This window comes from Flavobacterium sp. U410, assembly GCF_053570605.1.
Genome location: NZ_JBSEFI010000010.1, coordinates 32770 through 55565, shown reverse-complemented (window position 1 = coordinate 55565; position 22796 = coordinate 32770). Strand labels below are relative to the sequence as shown.

Here is a 22796-nt window from a genome sequence, read left to right as displayed (position 1 = left end):
AGGTTTTATAGTTTTTCTTTTATGAAATTAGTCATTTTGGTATACAATTGAAGACGTGTTTTTCCTCCGTAAATACCATGATTCTTATCCGGATAAATAGCCCAATCAAATTGTTTGTTGGCTTGAACTAAAGCCTCTATTATCTTCATAGAATTTTGCACGTGAACATTATCATCTGCTGTTCCATGAACTAATAGAAAGTTTCCTTTTAATTTTGCAACGTGGGTAATTGGTGAATTAGCATCATAACCTTCTGCATTTTCCTGAGGTGTCTGCATATAACGTTCGGTATAGATGCTGTCGTAATATCTCCAACTTGTAACTGGCGCTACAGCAATGGCTGTTTTGAAAATATCAGCCCCTTGAAAAATACAATTTGAGGCCATAAATCCTCCAAAACTCCATCCGAAAATCCCGATTCTTGAAGCGTCAACATAATTGTATTTGCCTAAAACTTTTGCTGCATCAATTTGGTCTTCTACTTCATATTTTCCTAATTCTTTATACGTGCATTTTTTAAATTCTGCACCTTTGAAACCTGTTCCTCTTCCGTCGACACAAACTACCAAATAGCCCTGTTGTGCCAACATCATGAACCAGTAATCATTGATTCCATTCCATCTGTTAGCTACTTCCTGAGAACCTGGTCCGGAATATTGGTACATAAAAACCGGATATTTTTTAGACGAATCAAAATCTTTGGGTTTGATGATCCAAGCATTTAATTCGTGTCCTTTTTCTGTAGTAAGTGTAAAAAATTCTTTTGGTGCTACATTATACGTAGCCAATTTTTCTTGAACAGCTTTATTTTCAACAATAGTTTTAATCGTTTTACCGTCCTTAGAACTATTTAACGTATAAACCGGTGCGGTAGTTACATTAGAAAAACTATTGATATAATATTGAAAGTTTGGGCTAAAGGTAGCATCATTTGTACCCGTTTGATTTGATAGTCTCTTTTTATTTTTTCCATCGATTTTAACCGCATAAATATCGCGATTGATAGAACCGTTTTCTACCGATTGATAGTAAACTGTTTTATTTTTTTCGTCATAACCATAATAAGAAGTTACTTCCCATTTTCCTTTGGTTACTTGATTTTTTAATTTTCCGCTTTTGTCGTAGTGGTAAATATGATTGAATCCGTCTTTTTCTGAAGTCCAAATAAAACTATTATCACTCAAGAACGTTAAATTATCCGTAACATCGACATACGCTTTGTCTTTTTCGTTCAAAATTACTTTGGATGCAGCGGTTTTTCCATCGATAAACAACAAATCCAAATTGTTTTGGTGACGATTTAAAACCTGAGCGCTTAATGTATTTGTTTCATTTGTCCATTCTAAACGCGCGATGTAAAAATCGTTATATTTCGACAGATCTACTTGTTTTGTTTCTTTTGCATTTACATCGTAAATATGAAGTGAAACATCTGAATTTTTTTCTCCGGCTTTTGGATACTTAAATACTTCTTGTGTTGGGTACAAACCTTGGTTATATATATCCATTGAGAATTCCGGAACTTGGGTTTCATCAAAACGAATATAAGCTACTTTGTCTCCTGCTGCATTCCAATCAAATGCTCTCACAAAAGCAAATTCTTCTTCATAAACCCAATCGGTAATTCCGTTAATGATGTGATTTTTTTTACCATCAGTTGTAATTTGTTGTTCACTTTCTGATGCTAAATCTTTGATATATAAGTTATTTTGAAAAGCAAACGCTATTTTGGTTCCATCAGGTGAAAAAGTAGGTTCTTGAATTTCTTTATCTGTTAGTTTTTGTATTTTTTGACTCGCAATGTCTAAAATGAAGTATTCAGCAGTAAAAGAATGTCTGAAAATAGGCTTTGAGTTGGTAGCAATTAAAATTTTAGTTTCCTTTGCATCAAAAGAATACGAGTCTACAAATTGAATTTCAGAAAAATTCTTAGTATCGAAAAGTGTTTTTACTTTATCGAGCGTTGCAAAATCGTAAAGATCAATTTGCATGGTTCTATTAGCTCTGTCAAAATTCAATACCGTATATTGGTTCGTATTTTTCATGGCATACAATTCATCCATCCCTTGGGATCTAAATGCACCAGACCAGATTTCCTCTAAAGTTAATTTTTGTTGAGCAACAACTGAAAAAGAAAGGAATAAAAATAGTATTGACAGAAATTTAAAAGTCTTCATTTTGTAAAATATGTAAAAAACGTTCAATTTTAGTGAAAATTTATGAAACAGCCATAAATTTTAACCTATTTTAAGGAAACAAATATTTTTTTTTTAACTTTAAATCATCAATTTTTTCATATCAATGTCATATTTTCACCACTTTATTTTTCGTGGGTTTGCAAATTTAGAGACGCATCATAAAAATGTCTCTTATTTCTCTTTTATGTCCATTGATTTTGCCGTTTTTTATAAATACTTCTTAGTTTATTTCTGTTCGTTTATTGTTATTTCTGTTTTTTTTATCAGAATCAGAAATAAGTCTAAACAGTTCAACATAAAGAATAATTTACTCTTAGAAACACATGAAGATTCAGAATTTAATACTTACTTCTTATATTTAGGTTTAATCTTCCCCGTTGCAGAAGTTTTCAGACTTCTTTTTGAAATTTATGAAGGTGGAAAAATCTTTTATTATATTGTTTGTAGTCTTATTTGTTTTTCTTTTTTTTATTTAACCTCATTACCGAAGTATAAAAAATATGCTTCAACTCTTTTTACTATTTGTTTCATCGGCTACTATATTTCAATAGTCTATGATCTTTCTTTTGAAAAAATGAACTATATTGTTTTTTCAGAGTTTTTATTGGCTCTTTTTTTCTCTTTCAACATATTTAAACGATTTAAGGCCTACTTTTTATTCATTTCCATCTCTTTTTTAATTTTAATGGGACTTCTTTATTTCAAAAAAGAAGACACAGGAGCTCTCATCTCTCTTATTAATTCAGTCTTTGTGATTCTCATCATCAATTTTGCAAGACGATTAAACATTATCCATTCCAATGAAAACCTCTTCTTTACTAATGAGATCATTAACAATGCTAATTCTTTAATTATTGCAATGGATGCCAAAGGGAATCTTATATATTGCAATGACTCTATTACAAAAATTTTAGGTTTTACCCCAGAAGAAGTGAAAGGTAAAAACTTTTGGAGACTAACTCAGGATCGTGAATTTGAGGATATTGATTATAATTTAAAATTTAAGCCTAATACTATTTATGACCGAAAATTAAAATGCAAAAATGGCGATTTTAAGCATATTCAATGGTCTGATTTCAAATACAACGACGACCTTTTTGTTGCCAGCGGTCAAGATATTACTTCTAAAATACTTATAGAAAATAAATATCATGATCTGATCAAAAATGCAAGAGACATTATCTATGAAACAGATCAGTCCGGTTACATAACGTATTGCAACAATTTTACTTTAGAACTATTAGGATATGATGAAAATGATCTGGTGGGTAAACATTATAGTGACTTTATCAGATATGATTACAAAGAATCTCTTACAGATTATTACAAAAAGAATGCTTTAGAGAACAATGAAATTGTCGTTTTGGATTTACCTATAGTGGATAAGAACAAAAATACTATTTGGGTTTCCCAAAAAATATCCGTTCATAGAAATAACGAAGGTAAAATAACCGGTTATTCTGCTATAATGAGAGACATTACTTCTACAAAATCAGCAGAGCTAGAAGAAAAAAATAGAATTGAAAGAATATCTTATCTCAATCAGATTTCAAATAATCTCTCCATTCTGAACTTTTTAAGTTTTGATAGCTTAGAATCTCTTTTAAAACACATCACAAAAGAAGCTGCAATTGGTTTAGGAATAGAAAGGGTAAGCCTTTGGGAAAATTTTGAAACCTATATTTGCCTTGACAATTTATATATCCAAAGTCAAAATGCTCACTCTCAAAAAAATGACTTAAAACTTTATAAGGAATTGTTTCCCAATTATTTTAATACGATAGCAACAACCCCTATTGTTATTGCTTCTGATGCGGCAAACAATCTGCTCACTCGAGAGTTTTATCAATCCTATTTCATAAAATACCATATAACTTCCATCCTTGATATTCCTATTTATATTTCAGGTAACTTAACCGCTATCTTGTGTTTTGAAGCTACCCATGAAATCAAGAATTGGACGAATGAAGACATCAACTTCGCTAAAACCGTTTCAGAGATAATTGCACTAGCTATTCAGACATTCAAAAGAAAAGACGCTGAAAATCAAATCATATATAAAAACGAGATACTTTCGGCTATTGCAGAAGTAACCAGTAGATTACTCATAAAAAAAGAATACAATCAAATTTTAGATTCTTCTATTGAAGTCATTGCCAAAGCAATCAAAGTTAATCGCCTCTATTACTTTGAAAACGATTTAAACACAAACCTGCTAAGTCAAAAATTCGAATGGGTTTCTGAACCTGAATTGAGCGAAATCAAAAATCCTGATTTACAAAATATTGCTCACGAAACATTTCCTGTTTTAATGGAAAGATTGTCTAAGAACGAAATTTTTGAAGCTATTGTCAATAAAATCCAACCTTCCAATCTTAAAACAATTCTTTTAAAACAGCATGTAAAATCCATTCTTATCATCCCTCTTTTTTACAAAGGAACATTCTTTGGCTTTATCGGTTTTGACGACTGCTATATGGAAAGAAAATGGTCTTTGGAAGAAATGAGCATCCTAAGAACCTTAGCTAATAATATTTCCAACACAATAGCACGCATTAACAACGAACGCACTATTCAGGAAAATGAAGAGAAATTTAAATTGTTAGCCAATAATATTCCTGCCGGGGTTTATTTAGTAAAATTTGATGAAAACCGATCGAAGATTTATTTGAATGATGAAATCGAAAAATTAACGGGTTATACCAAAGAAGACTTCTTTTACAACCGAATTAAATTGTCAGACTTATACCATCCGGAAGATCGGATAAAAGCATTAGCAGACATTAAGAAAAGTGTTCAAAATAAAAAACCGTTTCACATTACTAGCCGAATTATCCGAAAAGACGGCAGTATTATTTGGATTGAGGAATTCGGAGAAGGCATTCTTATAGAAGGTAACGTAGAATATTTAGAAGGCGTAATCTTAGACATTACAGAACGTAAAAATATAGAAGACGCCATTCTGGCAAAAGAGATAGCTGAAAAATCAAACAAAGCTAAATCTGAATTTTTAGCCAATATGAGCCACGAAATCAGAACGCCTTTGAATGGAATTATCGGATTCAGCAAGCTTCTTCTTAACACAAATGTGAATGAAACACAAAAACAATATTTGGAAACGGTAAATCAATCCGCAGAAACATTGCTTGATGTGGTAAATGACATTTTGGATATTTCTAAAATTGAAGCCGGAAAATTATTACTGGATGACCGCAAAGTGAACATACACACTATTGTCAATGAATCTGTTGATATGCTGAAATTTAATGCGCATCAAAAAGGATTAGAACTTCTAATCAATATTCACGATGATGTCAAATGCAATATTTGGACTGATGAAATCAGACTAAAACAGATTCTTCAAAATTTAATCAGTAATGCAATCAAATTCACGTTAGAAGGTGAAATAGAAATAGAAATCTATAACCTAGACAATAAAACAGATGCCGCCGGAAATTCAAAAATAAAATTTAGCATTAAAGATACAGGAATAGGTATAAAACCCGAAAATAAAGAACGAATACTCGAAGCCTTTTCTCAGGAAGATACTTCTACCACACGAAATTTCGGAGGAACCGGACTTGGACTTACTATTACCAACAATCTTCTAAAATTGATGGATAGTGAACTCCTCATTGATAGCGATGTTGGTCATGGAAGTACTTTTAGCTTCGAACTTAATGTTAAAGCAAAAAAATGTGAGACTCATTTTACTTTGGTTAATAACCAATTCAAAAAAGTATTGATCGTTGAAGATAATCCAAAAGCAGCAGCTATTATTCAGCGCATGTTTAATGCCTTCGGAATAGAAAACAATGTAGAAACAGATAAATACACTGTCCCGGAAATAATTACAGATTCGGAATACGATTTAGTGCTTTTAGATTTTGAATATCTTTCTGAAAATCTGACCGAAAGAATCATAAAAGACAATCCAAATGTTAAGTGTATTGTCATGCATAATGCAACCACTAACTTTCCGGCAATAAAGAATTACAAAAATGGTTCTTCTATTATAAAACCAATCAAAATACACATTTTACAAAACTATTTAAATAAGATCAATAATGAGGATGAAACCTTAATGCAGGTTCAGCCTGAAGAAAAAAATATGGCAAACGAAACACTTGATCTTTTAATTGTGGAAGACAATAAAATCAATCTTTTGCTAACTAAAACCCTTATTGGAAAAAGTTTTCCCAACATACAAATACACGAAGCTTACAACGGATTAGAAGCTGTTGAAAAATACAGACAAATCAATCCTAGAATAACTCTAATGGACATTCAAATGCCTGTAATGAACGGATACGATGCTGCAACCGAAATCTTAAAAACAAATCCTAATGCGCTAATCATTGCACTAACCGCCGGAATTATTGCCGGAGAAAAAGAAAAATGTATGGACATTGGCATGAAAGATTTTGTGGTAAAACCTATTGACAAAAAGATTTTTGAAAACACACTTCTCAAGTGGCTTCAAACCTTAGAAAACTAATATTTCCTATCTTTGCCAGTCTAAATGAAATGAGAAAATCATGACAAGCAACATAAAAGGCTTTTCTAAACTTACAAAAGAAGAAAAAATCAATTGGATTACACAGACGTATTTCAGCAATCCTACTGAAGCACAAGAAATTGTAACACAATATTGGAATTCAAGCGAAACATTACAAAAATTGCACGACGAATTTATTGAAAATACGTTAACCAATTTTTATTTACCTTACGGAGTAGCTCCCAATTTCACCATCAACGGGAAAAGCTATACTATTCCGATGGCAATTGAAGAAAGTTCTGTAGTGGCAGCAGCTTCAAAAGCCGCTAAATTTTGGAGCGAAAGAGGCGGATTCAAAACCACGATCATCGACACCGAAAAAATAGGTCAAGTTCACTTTTTATTCGATGGGAAACCAAGCGAATTAGAAACGTTTTTCGAGTGCATCAAACCTAAATTTTGGATTGATACCGATAATTTCACCAAAAACATGCAAAAACGCGGCGGTGGAATAGTTAATATCGAATTGGTCAACAAAACCAACGAATTAGAAAACTACTGTCAGCTTCATGCCTCTTTCAACACAAAAGACAGCATGGGTGCAAATTTTATCAATACATGTTTAGAGCAATTTGCTAAAACCTTAGAAAACGAAGCGCAAGAATATCCCTTTTTCCAGCAAAATAAACGCTCAGTTCAAGTTATCATGAGCATTTTGAGTAACTACGTCCCTAATTGCTTAGTTCGTGTAGAAGTTTCGGCTCCAGTAGAAGAGATGAGCGACGATAAAACCATTGACGGAAAGGAATTTGCCGAAAAGTTCGTTACCGCTGTTAAAATAGCTGAAATCGAACCCTACAGAGCCGTTACACACAACAAAGGTATCATGAACGGAATCGATGCAGTAGTTATCGCTACAGGAAACGATTTTAGAGCCATCGAAGCCGGTGTTCACGCCTTTGCTTCTAAAAATGGACAATATTCCAGCTTATCGCATGCTAAAATTGAAAACGGAATTTTCACCTTTTGGATGGATATCCCATTGGCTTTAGGAACCATTGGCGGTTTAACTTCGTTACATCCTTTAGTTAAGTTTTCCCTAGAAATGTTGGGTAAACCATCAGCCGAAGAGTTGATGCAAATTGTAGCAGCGGCGGGCTTGGCTCAAAACTTTGCTGCGGTTCGTTCTTTAACCACGACAGGAATTCAGAAAGGGCACATGAAAATGCACATCATGAATATCCTAAACCAACATCACGCTACAAAAGAAGAAAAACAACAAGTTCTAGATTATTTTAAAGATACTACTATTTCACACAGTTTAGTCGTTGATTATCTAGAAAACTTACGAAAATAATGAGAAGCTATTTCCCGCTATTCGCTGTATTTCCGCAATTCTGCGGAAGATGCCGCTACTATCGGGGCTAGAACATAACCTATGGAAACACAAAAGTTTTACAGCAACGGAAAACTGCTAATTACTGGCGAATATTTAGTTTTAGATGGCGCCAAAGCTTTAGCCGTTCCTACAAAATATGGTCAAACACTCGAAATCAGTAAAGGTCCGGAAAAACAAATTAAATGGATCAGTTTTGATTCCGATAAAAGTATCTGGTTTGAAGACATTTTGCCTTTTGAAGAAATCATTTCGAAGACAAAATCCGATATCAATTCGGGAGTAAAAAACAAACTGATCGAAATTTTACATCAAGCCTATCAGCAAAACACTTCTTTCCTTGAACAAACAGAAGGTTACACAGTAGAAACTCATTTGACTTTTCCTAGACTTTGGGGTTTGGGAACCTCTTCTACTTTGTTGAACAATATTGCACAATGGTTACAAATTGATGCTTTTGAACTACTCCGAAAAAGTTTTGGAGGCAGTGGTTATGACGTTGCTTGTGCACAATCGGACAGCCCTATAGTATATCATTTAGAGAACAACGAACCTCATTTCAAAAAGGTAAATTTCAATCCGCCTTTTAAAGAAAATATACACTTTGTATATCTCAACCAAAAACAAAGTAGTACCGCTGCAATTGCCCATTATTTTGCTAAAGAACATAGCACTGATAAAACCATCGCTAAGATTAATAAAATAACTTTTGACGCTTTAGATTGTCAAGGCGGACGTGATTTTGCTCATTTGATGGAAAAACACCAAGTATTAATGAGTGACATTCTGGAAACTGAAACGGTTAGAGAAAAACTCTTTCCGGATTTTAAAGGAGTTATTAAAAGTTTAGGCGCTTGGGGTGGCGATTTTGTAATGGTTATCAGTAAAGAAAACCCAACGGATTATTTCAAGTCAAAAGGATTTGAAACTATTTTAACTTATTCAGATATGGTTTTATAAAAAATAAAAAAGGGAAGATTAATTAATCTTCCCTTTTTTATTTTAGAATCTGTCTTGTTATTATTTCTTGATTACTTTTTGAGTATAACTCAAGTTCTCACCTTGAACTTTTAACATATAAATTCCAGCTTGTAAGCTTTGAATATTCACAGAGCTTTCTAAACTAAAATTATCCATTTTTTGTTCAAAAACAACTCTTCCGTTAATGTCATATAATTGAACATTTAATTTACCGGAATAATTCAAAATCGAAATATTTAAGTTGTTATTAGCCGGATTCGGATATACCTTAAACATATCTGTATTATCAAAATAGCTAGCTGCTAAAGTACAATTTGGTCCCGGAGCTGGTTCAGTAAAATCTTCCGTTTGATCATTAATACCTGCCACATAAGCTGTAGTATCAGTATTACTAACAGGTGTCGCATTAGTTCCTGAAGAAGCATTTACTCCTAATCCACGTCTGGCAAAAACTTCCCAAATCATACAATAGTCTTGTCCTCCAGTTGTTGCTTGATCTGCGGCAATAATAGCATCTCTACCTGATACAAAAGAAGGATTACATGATTGTAATTTCATTGCATCTAAAATTAACTGCATCACTTTATTATTTCCCCCGGTTCCATTATATTTATCAGGATCAAAACCGTATTTATTAATATATGCCCAAGTCAAATCCCAAAGCATAGTTGCCCAAACAGAACCTACAGAGTGTACATCAACAACTTGAACTCCTGAAGCATTTGTATACCACATTCCATTAGTATCCGCAAAAGTAAAAGGGTTAACACTCATATCCGTAGTATATGGATATTGTCTAATACCTACTCCATCAGTTGGTTCATCATAGCCAAAGGTTCCTACACCTCTGACATCTGTTGATTGATCCCCAGCCTTGATCTGCATCATCAATCCTGCCCAGTCAGACCATCCTTCTCCCATTTGCTCAGAACTTTCTAAACAAGAGGCGTTATTTCTCCCACCTATCAGACGAGTTGAAATCCCATGCGTATATTCGTGTGCTATTACTACATTGTCAAAATCTCCATCTGCATTTACAAAATCAGTTTTCAAAGTCACATTAACCGCACCACTCGTCATTTGAGCTATCAATGCCTCTCCTATATTGTATGTTAAAAAAACTGCAGGAATAGTAATTCCAGCTTCTGCGCCTGACATATTTACATATTGATCAGGATTAGCTGTATCATTATTTACAACGATTACCGCAACAGCCCCCGCATTTTGGGCATTTAAAACTTTTATCGTAAAATTACAAGTCCCTCTTCTAAGAATTACAATTTTACCCGCTATTTGAGATGCATTTACAGCTGTCTCACAGGCATCGGTTACATCAGAGGTAGCATCTTGATATAAAACCAAATCTGTTGTAAGACCTGGTGATCCAGGTATAACAACATGCCCTGGATTAAAAGCATTATCTGCCGCATAATACTCACCAGCAATGGATGATGGTGAATTTACAGTCAGATAATAGGGTGCACTTTGTTGAACATCCCATAAATACATTTGCATTCTTGGGCTATTACCATCTGTAGTACGAGAGAAATTGGCATTATTTCTTTTAGTAGGATCATCAGTTATATCATAAGAATCTTGAGAATCTGCAATTACGTAATCTCCTGCTCCTCCGCCAAAAATATTTCCTCTTCCATAATTATGCGACTGAAAATTACCATTTAGCTCATTAAAACCATAATGATACCATACATCATGCATAATATTATTCATATAGAACAAATTAGTAGTTGCAGCATCTGTATAAGTTGTAGGAGCAACACTTACCCCTCCATAAGGGAAATCAAATGTTAAACCAGATCCACCATTTGGACTGGCTCCAAATGTACTATTCTCACCATCATGATCTTCTTGTGCGTATACGTTATTTCCTCTCGTGATAGTGTATTCTGCTCCTTCAGCTGCATTCGTATCATGCCATCCATAAGGAGATGCAGTTAAATTATAAGGACTTGACAAAAGCTGTCTAGATCCATGATTTGGACTTTCTATTTCAAAAGGAACTACATTATAAGCACTTGATTCCGCTAAAACACTTGATGTTGATGCATTAAACAGTTTTTTATATGCAAAAAAACTATTAGAACTAGAATCATGATTATGAGAATGAGAAAGATTTTCACATTTACTAAAATTACAAGATAGCACCATATCAAATTTTTCCAACAAATCCCCATTTACTGCATCAATTCTTAGACTCCATAAATGTTTATAATCTTGAGTATAATATGTTAAATCCCAAGCTAATCTTACTTCTGATTTCATAGAAGACAAGACCAATTTAGCAGTTACAGGATCTCCTGATAAATCTCCATTTGAAAGCACAATTTTACCTTCTTTATAATCAATAACTTGATGGTTAACTGATTGTTCATTCAATTTTTGATGTGCATAACTTAATGCTCCAAGCACATCAATTACCGGAGATACAGTGTTTACTTTAGAACTCAAATTTGGAACAAACTGTACATCTGCATTTATAACTTCATCATTTTTAATCCAGAAATTAGATACCGAATTAAAAACTTCAACCCCTTGATAACTCTGCTTCACATAATAATTTGTTATCCCTGTTGCATCACTATTTGCAGTACTTTCAACAACCCAATTTGAAACATCAGCTTGAGTTAATTCTAATTTTTGTCTGTTTTTATCCAAATAATTTTGAATCTTCGAATTATAGTCTTGAGCAAAGCCCATCAGACCAATCGAAAACAAAACAAAAAATTGTAATGTTTTTTTCATTATTAATCTATAGTTAAGTTAAGTTAAACAAAATTAAAACATTACAACAGAATTCCAAATATTTTTAGCAATTTTAAGAATTAATCACAAATTACCCTGTATAAGTTTGAAAGATTGTATTACCTTTCCATCCGTTAATAAAGACACAAAATGACAAATATGTAGTAATTGTTCATACAAAGTTCTTTTTTCTACTTGAAATTTTTCGGGCAAAAGCTTTAAAACCAGTTTATCGTAGTTGGATTCACAACCATTCATTTTGTTATAATAAGCTCCGCAAAAAGCGGCTAATAATCCATTAATTACATTATACCCTACAATTTCTTTTTCGATCACCTCTTTGCTTTGGTACACATTTTTCACACTAATGGCAATAATATCATCCATTTGTGCTTTGTATTTACTCTTATCCATCAGAGATGTTGAAAATTCTCCTTTTAGAATCTTTTCTTCATTCATTAAAAAGACCTGAACCGCATCATTAATTAAACTTCCTATAGCTAGCGCTCTTAAATAACTAATTCTGTCTTCTTTAGTGGTAAGTTCGTTATATTTTTTCTTATCAATAGAGTTTTGAACCAGTTTAATCAAGAATTCCAAAGCATAATCTTCGTCAATTAGCCCTAAATTAATTCCGTCTTCAAAATCAATAATTGTATAACAAATGTCATCGGCAGCTTCAACCAAAAAAGCTAACGGATGTCTTTCATAGCCAATATCATCTCCTTCTTTATTAGGAATCAATCCTAATTCTTCAGCTACTTCTTTGAAGAATAATTTATCTTGCTGAAAAAAACCATATTTTTTATCACAAATTTTTGAAGTTGGCTTTTTAGGCAAACTTTCCTTCGGATATTTCATAAAAGCGCCTAAAGTAGCGTACGTTAAACGAATGGAACCTTCCACACCTTCTCTGGACGTTGAAACCACCGAAAAACCATTAGCATTCCCTTCAAAATCAACCAAATCCTGCCATTCTTTCGGTGTCATTTCGTTTTGAAATTTCTTTCCGGCTCCGGTTTTAAAATATTCACCAATTGCTTTTTCACCGGAATGTCCAAACGGAGGATTTCCAATATCGTGCATTAAAGCAGCAGCAGCCACAATAGCGCCAAAATCATTCATTTGATAGCCATGAACAGATTGCAAATGCGGATACTTTTCTATAATTTTTTTCCCTACCAAACGACCAAGCGATCGCCCCACAACCGAAACCTCCAAACTATGCGTTAGTCGGTTATGCACAAAATCAGTTTTAGATAATGGAATTACTTGTGTTTTATCTTGCAAACTTCTAAAAGCAGTTGAAAAAATAATTCGATCATAATCTACTTCAAAACCTAAACGCGTATCATCTTGTTCCGAACGTAATCTTTTGGTTGTATCGCCTTGTCTTTTTAACGAAAGTAATTGTTCCCACTGCATCATAAAACAGAAGTTTTTTATTTATTATTAGTTATTCAAAGGTACTTAAATTGAACCTATAAAAAATGTCATTTCAAACAGAAGTAAATCTTAAAAGATTTCTCGACTCCGCTCGAAATGACATTAATCTATTCTCTTTGTTCTTTACTCTATTTTCTCAAAAGATTAAGACCCACACATTTCACAATCTTCCGGTCCAGAATTTTGCGAACGTTGCAACATAGCTCTAAACTCTTCTGTACTTATCGCTTCCGCTTCCACATTTACGGTTTTAGCTTCCACTTCTGGTTTTGGCTGTGTTTTTTTCTCGTTATCTAATGTGAATTTGATAGCATCTACTGCTGACTTTGTTCTCAAATAATACATACCTGTTTTCAAACCGCTTTTCCAAGCGTAAAAATGCATCGACGTTAATTTTGCATAAGTAGCCCCTTCCATAAACAAGTTCAGCGACTGCGATTGATCAATGAAATATCCTCTTTGGCGAGACATATCAATGATATCTTTCATACTCATTTCCCAAACCGTTTTGTATAGTTCTTTGATCTCTTGTGGAATTCCGTCGATATCTTGAATTGAACCATTGTTGCGCATCACTTCTTGTTTCAAGTTTTCATTCCATAAACCTAAATCTACTAAATCTTTCAACAAGTGTTTGTTTACCACAATAAACTCACCCGACAATACTCGGCGTGTATAAATATTAGAAGTATATGGTTCAAAAGCCTCGTTGTTTCCTAAAATTTGAGAAGTCGAAGCTGTTGGCATTGGCGCCAATAACAATGAGTTACGCACTCCGTTTTCTATTACTTCTTTTCGCAATGAAGTCCAATCCCAACGACCTGATAAATCTGAATCGTCTAATCCCCAAAGATTATATTGAAACTCTCCTTGTGAAATTGGCGAACCTTCAAATGTAGAATAAGCCCCTTCTTCTTTTGCCAATTCCATGGAAGCAGTTACCGCTGCAAAATAAATGGTTTCGAAAATTTCTTGGTTTAGTTTTTTAGCTTCATCACTTGTAAAGGGCATTCTCAACAAAATGAACGCATCGGCTAAACCTTGCACCCCTAAACCAACCGGACGGTGACGCATGTTAGAATTGCGTGCTTCTTCTACCGGATAGTAATTTCTGTCAATTACTTTATTTAAATTGCGTGTAATACGTTTGGTTACATCAAACAGATATTGGTGGTTGAATTGTCCGTCTTCCACAAACATTGGCAACGAAATAGAAGCTAAATTACAAACTGCAATTTCATCTTCTGATGTATATTCTAAAATTTCTGTACATAAGTTAGACGAACGAATCGTTCCCAAATTCTTTTGGTTCGATTTTCTATTCGCTGCATCTTTATACAACATATATGGCGTACCTGTTTCAATTTGAGATTCTAATATTTTTTCCCAAAGTTCACGAGCTTTGATTGTTTTTCTACCTTTTCCGGCTGATTCATACGCTAAGTACATTTCCTCAAATTCCTCGCTATGAACATCGTACATTCCCGGACATTCATTTGGACACATTAACGTCCAATTCGCATCAGCTTCTACACGTTTCATAAATAAATCCGGAATCCACATAGCATAGAACAAATCACGAGCTCGCATCTCTTCTTTTCCGTGGTTTTTCTTTAAATCCAAGAATTCGAAAATATCAGCATGCCAAGGTTCTACATAAATAGCAAAACTTCCTTTGCGTTTTCCACCGCCTTGATCTACATAACGAGCGGTATCATTGAATACGCGCAACATCGGCACGATTCCGTTTGAAGTTCCGTTTGTTCCACGAATGTAAGAACCTGTAGCTCTTACGTTGTGAATAGACAACCCGATTCCTCCGGCAGATTGTGAAATTTTTGCCGTTTGTTTTAATGTATCATAAATTCCGTCAATACTATCATCCTGCATGGTCAACAAGAAACAAGAAGACATCTGCGGTTTTGGCGTACCCGCGTTGAACAATGTCGGTGTGGCGTGCGTAAAATATTTTTTAGACATTAACTCGTAAGTCTCAATAGCCGATTCAATATCGTCTAAGTGAATCCCTACTGAAACACGCATTAACATGTGTTGCGGACGTTCCGCAATTTTACCGTTTATCTTTAATAAGTATGAACGCTCTAATGTTTTGAAACCAAAATAATCGTAGTTAAAATCTCGGTTATAGATAATTGTAGAATCTAAACGTTCTGCGTTTTCCATGATTACTTGATGTACCTCATCGGAAATCATAGGTGCCTCTTTACCAGTACGCGGATTTACATACGTATACAAATCGGTCATTGTTTCAGAGAATGACTTTTTTGAATTTTTATGTAGGTTAGAAACTGCAATACGAGCTGCCAACTGTGCATAATCAGGATGTGAAACTGTCATTGATGCAGCTGTTTCTGCAGCAAGGTTATCCAATTCAGAAGTGGTTACACCATCATACAAACCTTCAATTACACGCATAGCGACCTTTACAGGGTCTACTAAGTCGTTTAATTCATAACACATCATTCTAATTCGGTCGGTAATCTTGTCGAACATTACCGGCTCTCTGCGGCCATCTCTTTTTACTACGTACATACTTATTGAATTATGAAGTTTGAACAGGAATAAGAAATCTTACTCTAATCCAAATTGGTTAATCGTTACAAAAGTGCTTTTATTTTTCTTCCTAGCCCTGGTGGAAGTGGCATCCTTTAGAAAATTGCGATGAGACAAAAATTTCCTTTGCGAAACACCAAAATGGGTATCGCATTTTCTAAAGATATAACGGACAACAGGAAAATAGATTGCCAGAATTCCTGAAGTTTCGCTACAAAAAATTAAAAATCGGCGTCGAAACTAATTTTGTTAGCGCTGGTATCGTTGTTTAACACTCCGGCTTTTTGATATTCAGACACTCGTTTTTCAAAGAAATTGGTTTTTCCTTGCAACGAAATCATGTCCATAAAATCAAACGGATTAGTTACATTGTAAACTTTTGCACAACCTAGTTCTACCAATAAACGATCGGTTACGAACTCAAGGTATTGCGTCATCAGTTTAGCATTCATACCGATCAAACTTACCGGTAAACTTTCGGTTATGAACTCGCGTTCTATGTCTAGGGCATTTGTTAAAATCTCTGTAATTCTTTCTTTTGATACTTTGTTTACCAAGTGGTTGTTATGCAAGTGTACTGCAAAATCGCAATGTAAACCTTCGTCACGCGAAATCAGTTCGTTTGAGAACGTCAAGCCCGGCATAACACCTCTTTTCTTTAACCAAAAGATAGAACAAAACGCACCTGAGAAGAAAATTCCTTCCACTGCTGCAAAAGCAATTAATCGTTCAGCAAAACTTGGCGACTCAACCCATTTAAGAGCCCATTGCGCTTTTTTAGCGATAGCCGGGAAATTTTCAAGTGCGGTAAAAAGTATATTTTTTTCTTTTTCGTCTTTTACATACGTATCAATTAATAACGAATAGGTTTCAGAATGGATGTTTTCCATCATTAACTGAAAACCGTAGAAAAATTTAGCTTCGGCATACTGCACTTCACTTACGAAGTTTTCTGCTAAATTTTCGTTCACAATACCATCTGATGCCGCGAAGAACGCTAAAATATGCTTGATAAAGTATTTTTCATCATCATTTAGCTTATTATTCCAATCGTTAAGATCTTGGTGTAAATCTATCTCTTCTGCTGTCCAAAAACACGCTTCTTGTTTCTTATATTGTTCCCAAATATCATGGTGTTTGATAGGAAAAATTACGAATCGATCTTTGTTTTCTTGCAAAATAGGTTCGACTACTGACATAGTGGTTTGATTTTTACTGTGTTATTAAATGATTAGTTTGAGTGATAAGGGGACTACAAAGTTTGTCATTTGAATTGAAAAATAAAAGTCAAACTTATTCACAATTAAGGGAAGTTTTTAACAACGTTTAAAAATAACAGTAATTTTGTTTTAACACATAAAAACTTGATTAACAATTAATTAAATTTATTAATTTTTTAACTAAATCGTTGTGAACAAGTGAAAAAATGCGGGTTCAGAGTGTTTTAAAATAAGCTTTCTTAAAACTTCACAGAAACAAAAAAACCGATAAAAATTTTTATCGGTTTTTGTTTTTAAATTTAGTTTCTATTTTGTAAAAGCGGATTTTTATTTTTTTAATTCTTTTGCCACTTTATCCAATTCGTCATACCATTGCTGACCGAATTTTCGAATCAGAGCTTCTTTTACAAATTGGTAAACCGGAACTCCTAGTTCTTCCCCTAAAGCACAAGCATCTGAACAAATATGCCATTTATGATAATTTACCGCAGCAAAATCAGAATATTCTTTGATACGAATGGGATACAAATGACAAGAAACCGGTTTTTTCCAATCTACCAATCCTTGATTGTAAGCTTGTTCGATTCCGCATAAGGCAGTTTTTCCATCAAAAATAACATACGCACAGTCTTTTCCGTCAATTAATGGTGTTTCCAACTCACCGAAATCTGAAACCACGTGCGTTCCTTGTTCCTCAATGGCTTTAATCCCTTCGGGACGTAAAAACGGTTTTACCTTCGGATAAATTTCGGCCATAATTTTTATCTCTTCTTCATCTAAAGGTGCTCCCGCATCTCCATCTACACAACATGCTCCGTGACAAGCATTCAAATTACATACAAATTCTTTCTCTAGAATTTCCTCTGAAATTATGGTTTTATTTAGCTGAAACATTTTCTAATCATTTTAAGTAAACAAAGATACTTTAAAATTTAGAATTCTGAATTTAGATTTAAAAATATGCTATTTTGATAAGGTATCGTTAAAGTTAAAGTTCAGTTTTTAAGTATTGTCTATATTTGCATAAAATTTTAACAATGTTTGACTGGAGAGAGACTTTTACAGTAACTATGATTTTGTTTGCAGTAATCGATATTATAGGAAGCATTCCTATTATTGTTGACTTGCGGAGTAAAATGGGGCACATTCAATCGGAAAAAGCAACTCTTGTTGCTGCGATTATTATGATTGCCTTTTTATTTGTAGGAGAAGAGATTCTGAATTTAATAGGTATTGATGCTAATTCATTTGCCGTAGCCGGTTCATTTGTTTTGTTCTTTCTGGCTTTAGAGATGATTCTAGGTATTCGCCTTTACAAAGAAGACAATCCAAGCACTGCTTCTATTGTCCCCATTGCCTTTCCGTTAATTGCTGGAGCCGGAACTATGACAACGTTACTTTCGTTACGTGCCGAATACGAAAAAATTAATATTATTGTAGCCATTTTAATCAACATTGTTTTGGTTTATGCTGTTCTAAAATTATCCGGAAAAATAGAAAAACTTTTAGGCACTAATGGTTTAGGGGTGATTCGCAAAGTTTTCGGAGTAATATTATTGGCCATTGCTGTAAAATTATTTGCAGCGAACGTTAAAGGATTATTCAATTAAAAAAATACTGAAATGAAAATTTTAAGCTATGTTATTATGGCTATAGCTACAGCCTTAATAATCTTTAACCTAACACAAGTGGATTTTTCAAATCCTTTTCAAGGCGATAGTACAATTGCTGTAATAGGCGTTGTTGCGGGCTTGTGCGCTATTATCGTTTTACTAATATTCAGAGCTTCAAAACAAATTGAAGAAAAAGTAAAATAACACATATATGTTTGATGTTTTAATTATTGGCGCAGGAGTATCGGGAGTTTCTTGTGCTTTGATTTTAGGTTCTGCAAAACATAAACCTTTTGCTGCTGATAAAAAAATCGGAGTAATTGCGCACCAAAAAGCTTCTTCGCTTCAAACAGCGGTATTTAATAATGCTTATGGAATTCCGGCCGGAAAATTGGGGTCAGAATTGTTAACAGAAAGTTTAGAACACTTGAGCCAAACGTATCCGCATGTGGAGCAAATCATAGGCGAAAAAGTAATGGAAATTAAAGACTTAAATGGCTTTTATAGTATTATAACCAATAAAGGGCAATACGAATCAAAACTTGTAGTTGTAGCAGTTGGTGCCGGTAATCCTATTTCGTTAGAAGGTTTAGACCCATATATTGAACCTCATCAAAAATTACCGATTCACAAAAACAGAATACAACTTAAAAACAACGACCATTTAGTCAAAGAAGGTTTGTATGTAGCCGGAATTTTAGCTGGTCACAGAAGTCAGCTTTCTATTGCTGCCGGAAGTGGAGCTGCAGTTGGCACTGATATTTTAACATTATGGAACGACGGCAATCCTGCGATGGTTCACGATGCAATCGACAAATAAAAAAAGGGTTCGTAATTGAACCCTTTTCTATTAATATTTCTTTTCTAAATCAATTACTTTTTGAATCATTTGATCTTCTTTGGACAGAATTTCATAATAATTCAAATCGGTTTTTAATTGGCGTACAAATTCGGCATATAAATAAGTTAGAATTTTATCCTTTTGATTAAAGCTTAACAAAATTCCGCTATCGGCAATATATTTTTTGAATTCATCTAAATATTTTTCTTTCGAAAAGATTTCTAACTTTAATTGGCTTAACGAAAGCTTTTGAAAATAAGTTCGGTCTTTATCAATTTGCTCGAAAACAAAATAATTCACTAAACCTGACTGCATAATCATAATGGTTGCTTCTTCCCCATGACTAGTTTCAAACGGTACAAAAACATCCGGAGAGATTCCGCCGCCGCCGTACACAATTTTTCCGGCTTTCGTCTTAAATTTTAAGCTATCGGCAACCTTAATACTATCAGCTTCATACAATTCGCCACTGGCAAAACGCTTTTCAAATTCGTTAAAATAATCATCGCCTTTATCGCCATACGGTTTTTGAATAGAACGTCCCGAAGGCGTATAATAACGTGCTACTGTTAAACGCACAGCCGAACCGTCGCCCAAAGGCATTTCGCGTTGCACTAAACCTTTCCCAAACGAACGACGCCCTACGATAGTTCCTCTATCATTATCTTGAATGGCGCCGGCTAAAATTTCACTTGCCGAAGCCGAATTTTCATCAATCAAGACAAAAACTTCACCTTTTTCAAAATCACCTTTTTCGGTAGCATAGGTAATATCTTCGTTACCTTTTTTATTTTTCACTTTCACAATAACATTGCCTTTTGGCAACAAATCATCAGCAATTGCCACCGCCATTTCCAGATAACCACCGCCGTTTCCACGCAAATCTATAATCAAGCGTTTCATTCCTTGGTTCTTTAATTTCAGCAAAGCCGAATGGAATTCTTTATACGTTGTTTCTGAAAAACGATTGGTTTTAATGTAGCCTGTAATGCTATCAACCATAAATGAAACATCTACACTTTTAAGAGGAATCAAATCACGAAAAACCTTGATTTTTATTTTTTTATTTTCCGTTTTGCGATAAATAGTCAAATTCACGGCCGAACCTTCTTCACCTTTTAAACGATTAAATAAAGAGTCATTAGGCAACTTTTTCCCAAACAAATCATAATTATCTGCTGATAGAATTCGGTCACCGGCTTTAATCCCCGCCTTTTCCGAAGGTCCATCTTTAACCGGTTTGATAACCGCTACCGTATCGTGATACATGTAAAAATTAACGCCAATACCCACAAAATCGCCACGCATACTTTCGTTTACAGCCACCATTTCTTTTGGATTGATATACACCGAATGCGGATCGAGATTTTCCAAAATTTTATCTACGGTCAAATCCACAATAGAATCGGTATTAATATCGTCTACATAATCACGATCGATTAGATCAATGAGTCGGTTGAGTTTTGCTTTTTTTCCGTTGGATTCAAAGTCGGAAAAAGTCGATAATTTACTTCCAAGCAACAACCCGAAAGCTACTGCAGCAGATAAAAATAGCGGAAAGTAAATTTTATTTTTTTTCAAAATATCTCTTTTAAGAAAGTTCTTCTATTAATTGCACCTCAACTCCGGCTTTTTTCAAGAAATCAATTCCTGAACAATCTTTGTATTCTTGGTGATAGACCACGCGTTTTATTCCCGATTGGTGAATCAACTTACTACAATCTTTACAAGGTGAAAGTGTAATGTAAAGTGTTGCTCCTTCGCACGATTGTGTAGAACGTGCAACTTTTAAAATAGCGTTAGCTTCGGCATGTAACACATACCATTTGGTTAGCCCTTCTTCGTCTTCGCAGCAATTCTCAAACCCAGAAGGTGTTCCGTTATAACCATCGGAAATAATCATTCGATCTTTTACAATGATGGCTCCTACTTGTTTTCTTTTGCAATAAGAAAGTTGCCCCCATTCTTTTGCAATGCGCAAATAGGCTTTATCATATTTTGATTGTTTGTGTGACATACTTATCGGTTCCAAATTTCACTTTCAATAATCATGGGTACTACTACTCCAATTATAAAGGCAGACATAACCAAAGCCCAATCTCTTTTTGAAAATCGAAAGAACGTTTGAACAACATAAGATAAAATTAGAATAACTAAAACTACGATAAGTTGAGCTGCTTCAATTCCTAAAGCGAATTCTAATAATGGTAATAATTTATCACTCGCACTGCCTGGTAAAATCGTCTTAAAATAATTAGAAAATCCTAATCCGTGAATGATCCCAAAGAATAAAGTAACTATGGCAACAAAAGAAATACTTTCGGTTTTAGATGATTTTCCCGCGGTAAATAAATGAAATGCTGCGGTAACCAAAATGGTAATTGGTATCAAAAATTCTACATAGGCAGGGTTAATATTCACCACGCCAAAAACGGCTAAAAATAAGGAAAGTGTGTGACCTAAAGTAAAAAGAGACACCAAGATCAAGACTCTCTTCCAATCTTTAAAAGCGTAAGGCACCATTAATGCAATTAAAAACAATACGTGATCGTAGGCATGGATGTCCAAAACATGATTAAGACCTACTTTAAAATACAACCAAAATTCTGACATATTACTTCTTATTGGAGATACTCAAAAAATTAAAGTCGTAAAGATACACAAACCCATTTAAAAATATCATCAGCTTTAACAGAAAGAAAACCTATACAAACATTATAAATTTAACGTTTTTCCTAAGATTATATTTTCCTCTACCAAAAGAATAGTAATTGTTTTATAAAAATCGTAAATTTACGTATGTTTGCGAAACTAAAAATTAAATACACATGTCAATTTCAGATTTATTTGATAGCGGATTCCGCAATAGAAATAAAGGTCATTTTTCCTCTATTGTCAGAGTAGCTTTAGCCGATGGAAAGATCACAGAAGAAGAGCAAAAATTCTTAGATAAACTTGCCATTAAATTAGAAATTAGCGAGCCTGAATATCAGGAGATTTTAGAGAACCCAACAAAATATCCTTTGAATCCTCCTTTACTTCATTCTAGAAGAATAGAGCGTTTGTATGATTTAGCCCGTATGGTTTATGCCGACCATGAGTTAGGTGAAACACAAAGAGAACTTCTAAAACGTTTTGGAATAGCTTTAGGATTTACACATGGAAACATTCAATACATTATTGACAAAGCGTTGTCATTAGTTGAAATGAATGTTGACTATGATACTTTTGTTTACGAAATGCAACACATGAATAGATAAAAAAAT

Annotated in this window: 16 protein-coding genes; 7 read left to right on the top strand and 9 right to left on the bottom strand. The window is 34.0% G+C overall.

Annotated elements, in window-relative coordinates:
- Nucleotides 1-5: 5 nt before the first annotated feature.
- On the bottom strand, nt 6-2177 hold the full coding sequence (locus ACUSJC_RS08320; RefSeq protein ID WP_449269106.1) for a S9 family peptidase: 2172 nt from the start codon (nt 2175-2177) through the stop codon (nt 6-8).
- Between the two features lie 595 nt (nt 2178-2772).
- On the opposite strand from ACUSJC_RS08320, the gene ACUSJC_RS08315 reads away from it, so the two are divergent.
- The 3 genes from ACUSJC_RS08315 to ACUSJC_RS08305 all read left to right on the top strand — a co-directional run bounded on the left by ACUSJC_RS08315 (nt 2773) and on the right by ACUSJC_RS08305 (nt 9052).
- On the top strand, nt 2773-6696 hold the full coding sequence (locus tag ACUSJC_RS08315) for a PAS domain S-box protein (protein WP_449269105.1): 3924 nt from the start codon (nt 2773-2775) through the stop codon (nt 6694-6696).
- A 40-nt stretch (nt 6697-6736) separates the two neighbouring features.
- Complete coding sequence (locus ACUSJC_RS08310) at nt 6737-8053, top strand: hydroxymethylglutaryl-CoA reductase, degradative (RefSeq protein ID WP_449269104.1); 1317 nt, start codon at nt 6737-6739, stop codon at nt 8051-8053.
- An 81-nt stretch (nt 8054-8134) separates the two neighbouring features.
- Nucleotides 8135-9052: a GYDIA family GHMP kinase gene (locus ACUSJC_RS08305; protein WP_449269103.1), complete on the top strand. Its 918-nt coding sequence runs from the start codon at nt 8135-8137 to the stop codon at nt 9050-9052.
- Between the two features lie 60 nt (nt 9053-9112).
- On the opposite strand, the gene ACUSJC_RS08300 is transcribed toward ACUSJC_RS08305, so the two are convergent.
- The 5 genes from ACUSJC_RS08300 to ACUSJC_RS08280 all read right to left on the bottom strand — a co-directional run bounded on the left by ACUSJC_RS08300 (nt 9113) and on the right by ACUSJC_RS08280 (nt 17970).
- Nucleotides 9113-11836: a T9SS-dependent M36 family metallopeptidase gene (locus tag ACUSJC_RS08300; protein ID WP_449269102.1), complete on the bottom strand. Its 2724-nt coding sequence runs from the start codon at nt 11834-11836 to the stop codon at nt 9113-9115.
- An 84-nt stretch (nt 11837-11920) separates the two neighbouring features.
- Complete coding sequence (locus ACUSJC_RS08295; RefSeq protein ID WP_449269156.1) at nt 11921-13261, bottom strand: deoxyguanosinetriphosphate triphosphohydrolase; 1341 nt, start codon at nt 13259-13261, stop codon at nt 11921-11923.
- 165 nt (nt 13262-13426) lie between these two features.
- Nucleotides 13427-15835, bottom strand: a complete 2409-nt coding sequence (locus ACUSJC_RS08290; protein WP_449269101.1) for a ribonucleoside-diphosphate reductase subunit alpha — start codon at nt 15833-15835, stop codon at nt 13427-13429.
- A 242-nt stretch (nt 15836-16077) separates the two neighbouring features.
- Nucleotides 16078-17055, bottom strand: coding sequence for a ribonucleotide-diphosphate reductase subunit beta (locus tag ACUSJC_RS08285; protein ID WP_449269100.1), 978 nt, complete (start codon nt 17053-17055; stop codon nt 16078-16080).
- A 348-nt stretch (nt 17056-17403) separates the two neighbouring features.
- Entirely contained in the window at nt 17404-17970 is a 567-nt protein-coding gene (locus ACUSJC_RS08280) for a DUF3109 family protein (RefSeq protein WP_449269099.1), read from the bottom strand.
- Between the two features lie 143 nt (nt 17971-18113).
- Here ACUSJC_RS08280 and ACUSJC_RS08275 point away from each other — a divergent pair, with 143 nt between their 5' ends.
- Genes ACUSJC_RS08275 through ACUSJC_RS08265 form a run of 3 tightly spaced genes read left to right on the top strand, consistent with a single transcriptional unit; the run spans nt 18114 to nt 19509 of the window.
- Entirely contained in the window at nt 18114-18686 is a 573-nt protein-coding gene (locus tag ACUSJC_RS08275; RefSeq protein ID WP_449269098.1) for a MarC family protein, read from the top strand.
- Nucleotides 18687-18698: 12 nt separating this feature from the next.
- Nucleotides 18699-18893 (top strand): hypothetical protein, encoded by a 195-nt coding sequence (locus ACUSJC_RS08270; RefSeq protein ID WP_449269097.1) that lies wholly within the window; start codon nt 18699-18701, stop codon nt 18891-18893.
- Between the two features lie 7 nt (nt 18894-18900).
- Complete coding sequence (locus ACUSJC_RS08265) at nt 18901-19509, top strand: FAD-dependent oxidoreductase (RefSeq protein ID WP_449269096.1); 609 nt, start codon at nt 18901-18903, stop codon at nt 19507-19509.
- A 30-nt stretch (nt 19510-19539) separates the two neighbouring features.
- Here the strand turns inward: ACUSJC_RS08265 and ACUSJC_RS08260 are convergent, their stop codons facing one another.
- The 3 genes from ACUSJC_RS08260 to ACUSJC_RS08250 are packed head-to-tail and all read right to left on the bottom strand — an operon-like array spanning nt 19540 to nt 22143.
- Nucleotides 19540-21111 (bottom strand): S41 family peptidase, encoded by a 1572-nt coding sequence (locus ACUSJC_RS08260; RefSeq protein WP_449269095.1) that lies wholly within the window; start codon nt 21109-21111, stop codon nt 19540-19542.
- Between the two features lie 10 nt (nt 21112-21121).
- Nucleotides 21122-21547, bottom strand: a complete 426-nt coding sequence (locus ACUSJC_RS08255; protein WP_449269094.1) for a deoxycytidylate deaminase — start codon at nt 21545-21547, stop codon at nt 21122-21124.
- A 2-nt stretch (nt 21548-21549) separates the two neighbouring features.
- Complete coding sequence (locus tag ACUSJC_RS08250; protein WP_449269093.1) at nt 21550-22143, bottom strand: HupE/UreJ family protein; 594 nt, start codon at nt 22141-22143, stop codon at nt 21550-21552.
- A 215-nt stretch (nt 22144-22358) separates the two neighbouring features.
- Between ACUSJC_RS08250 and ACUSJC_RS08245 the strand changes: the two genes are divergently transcribed.
- Nucleotides 22359-22790: a tellurite resistance TerB family protein gene (locus tag ACUSJC_RS08245; protein WP_449269092.1), complete on the top strand. Its 432-nt coding sequence runs from the start codon at nt 22359-22361 to the stop codon at nt 22788-22790.
- Nucleotides 22791-22796 lie beyond the last annotated feature (6 nt).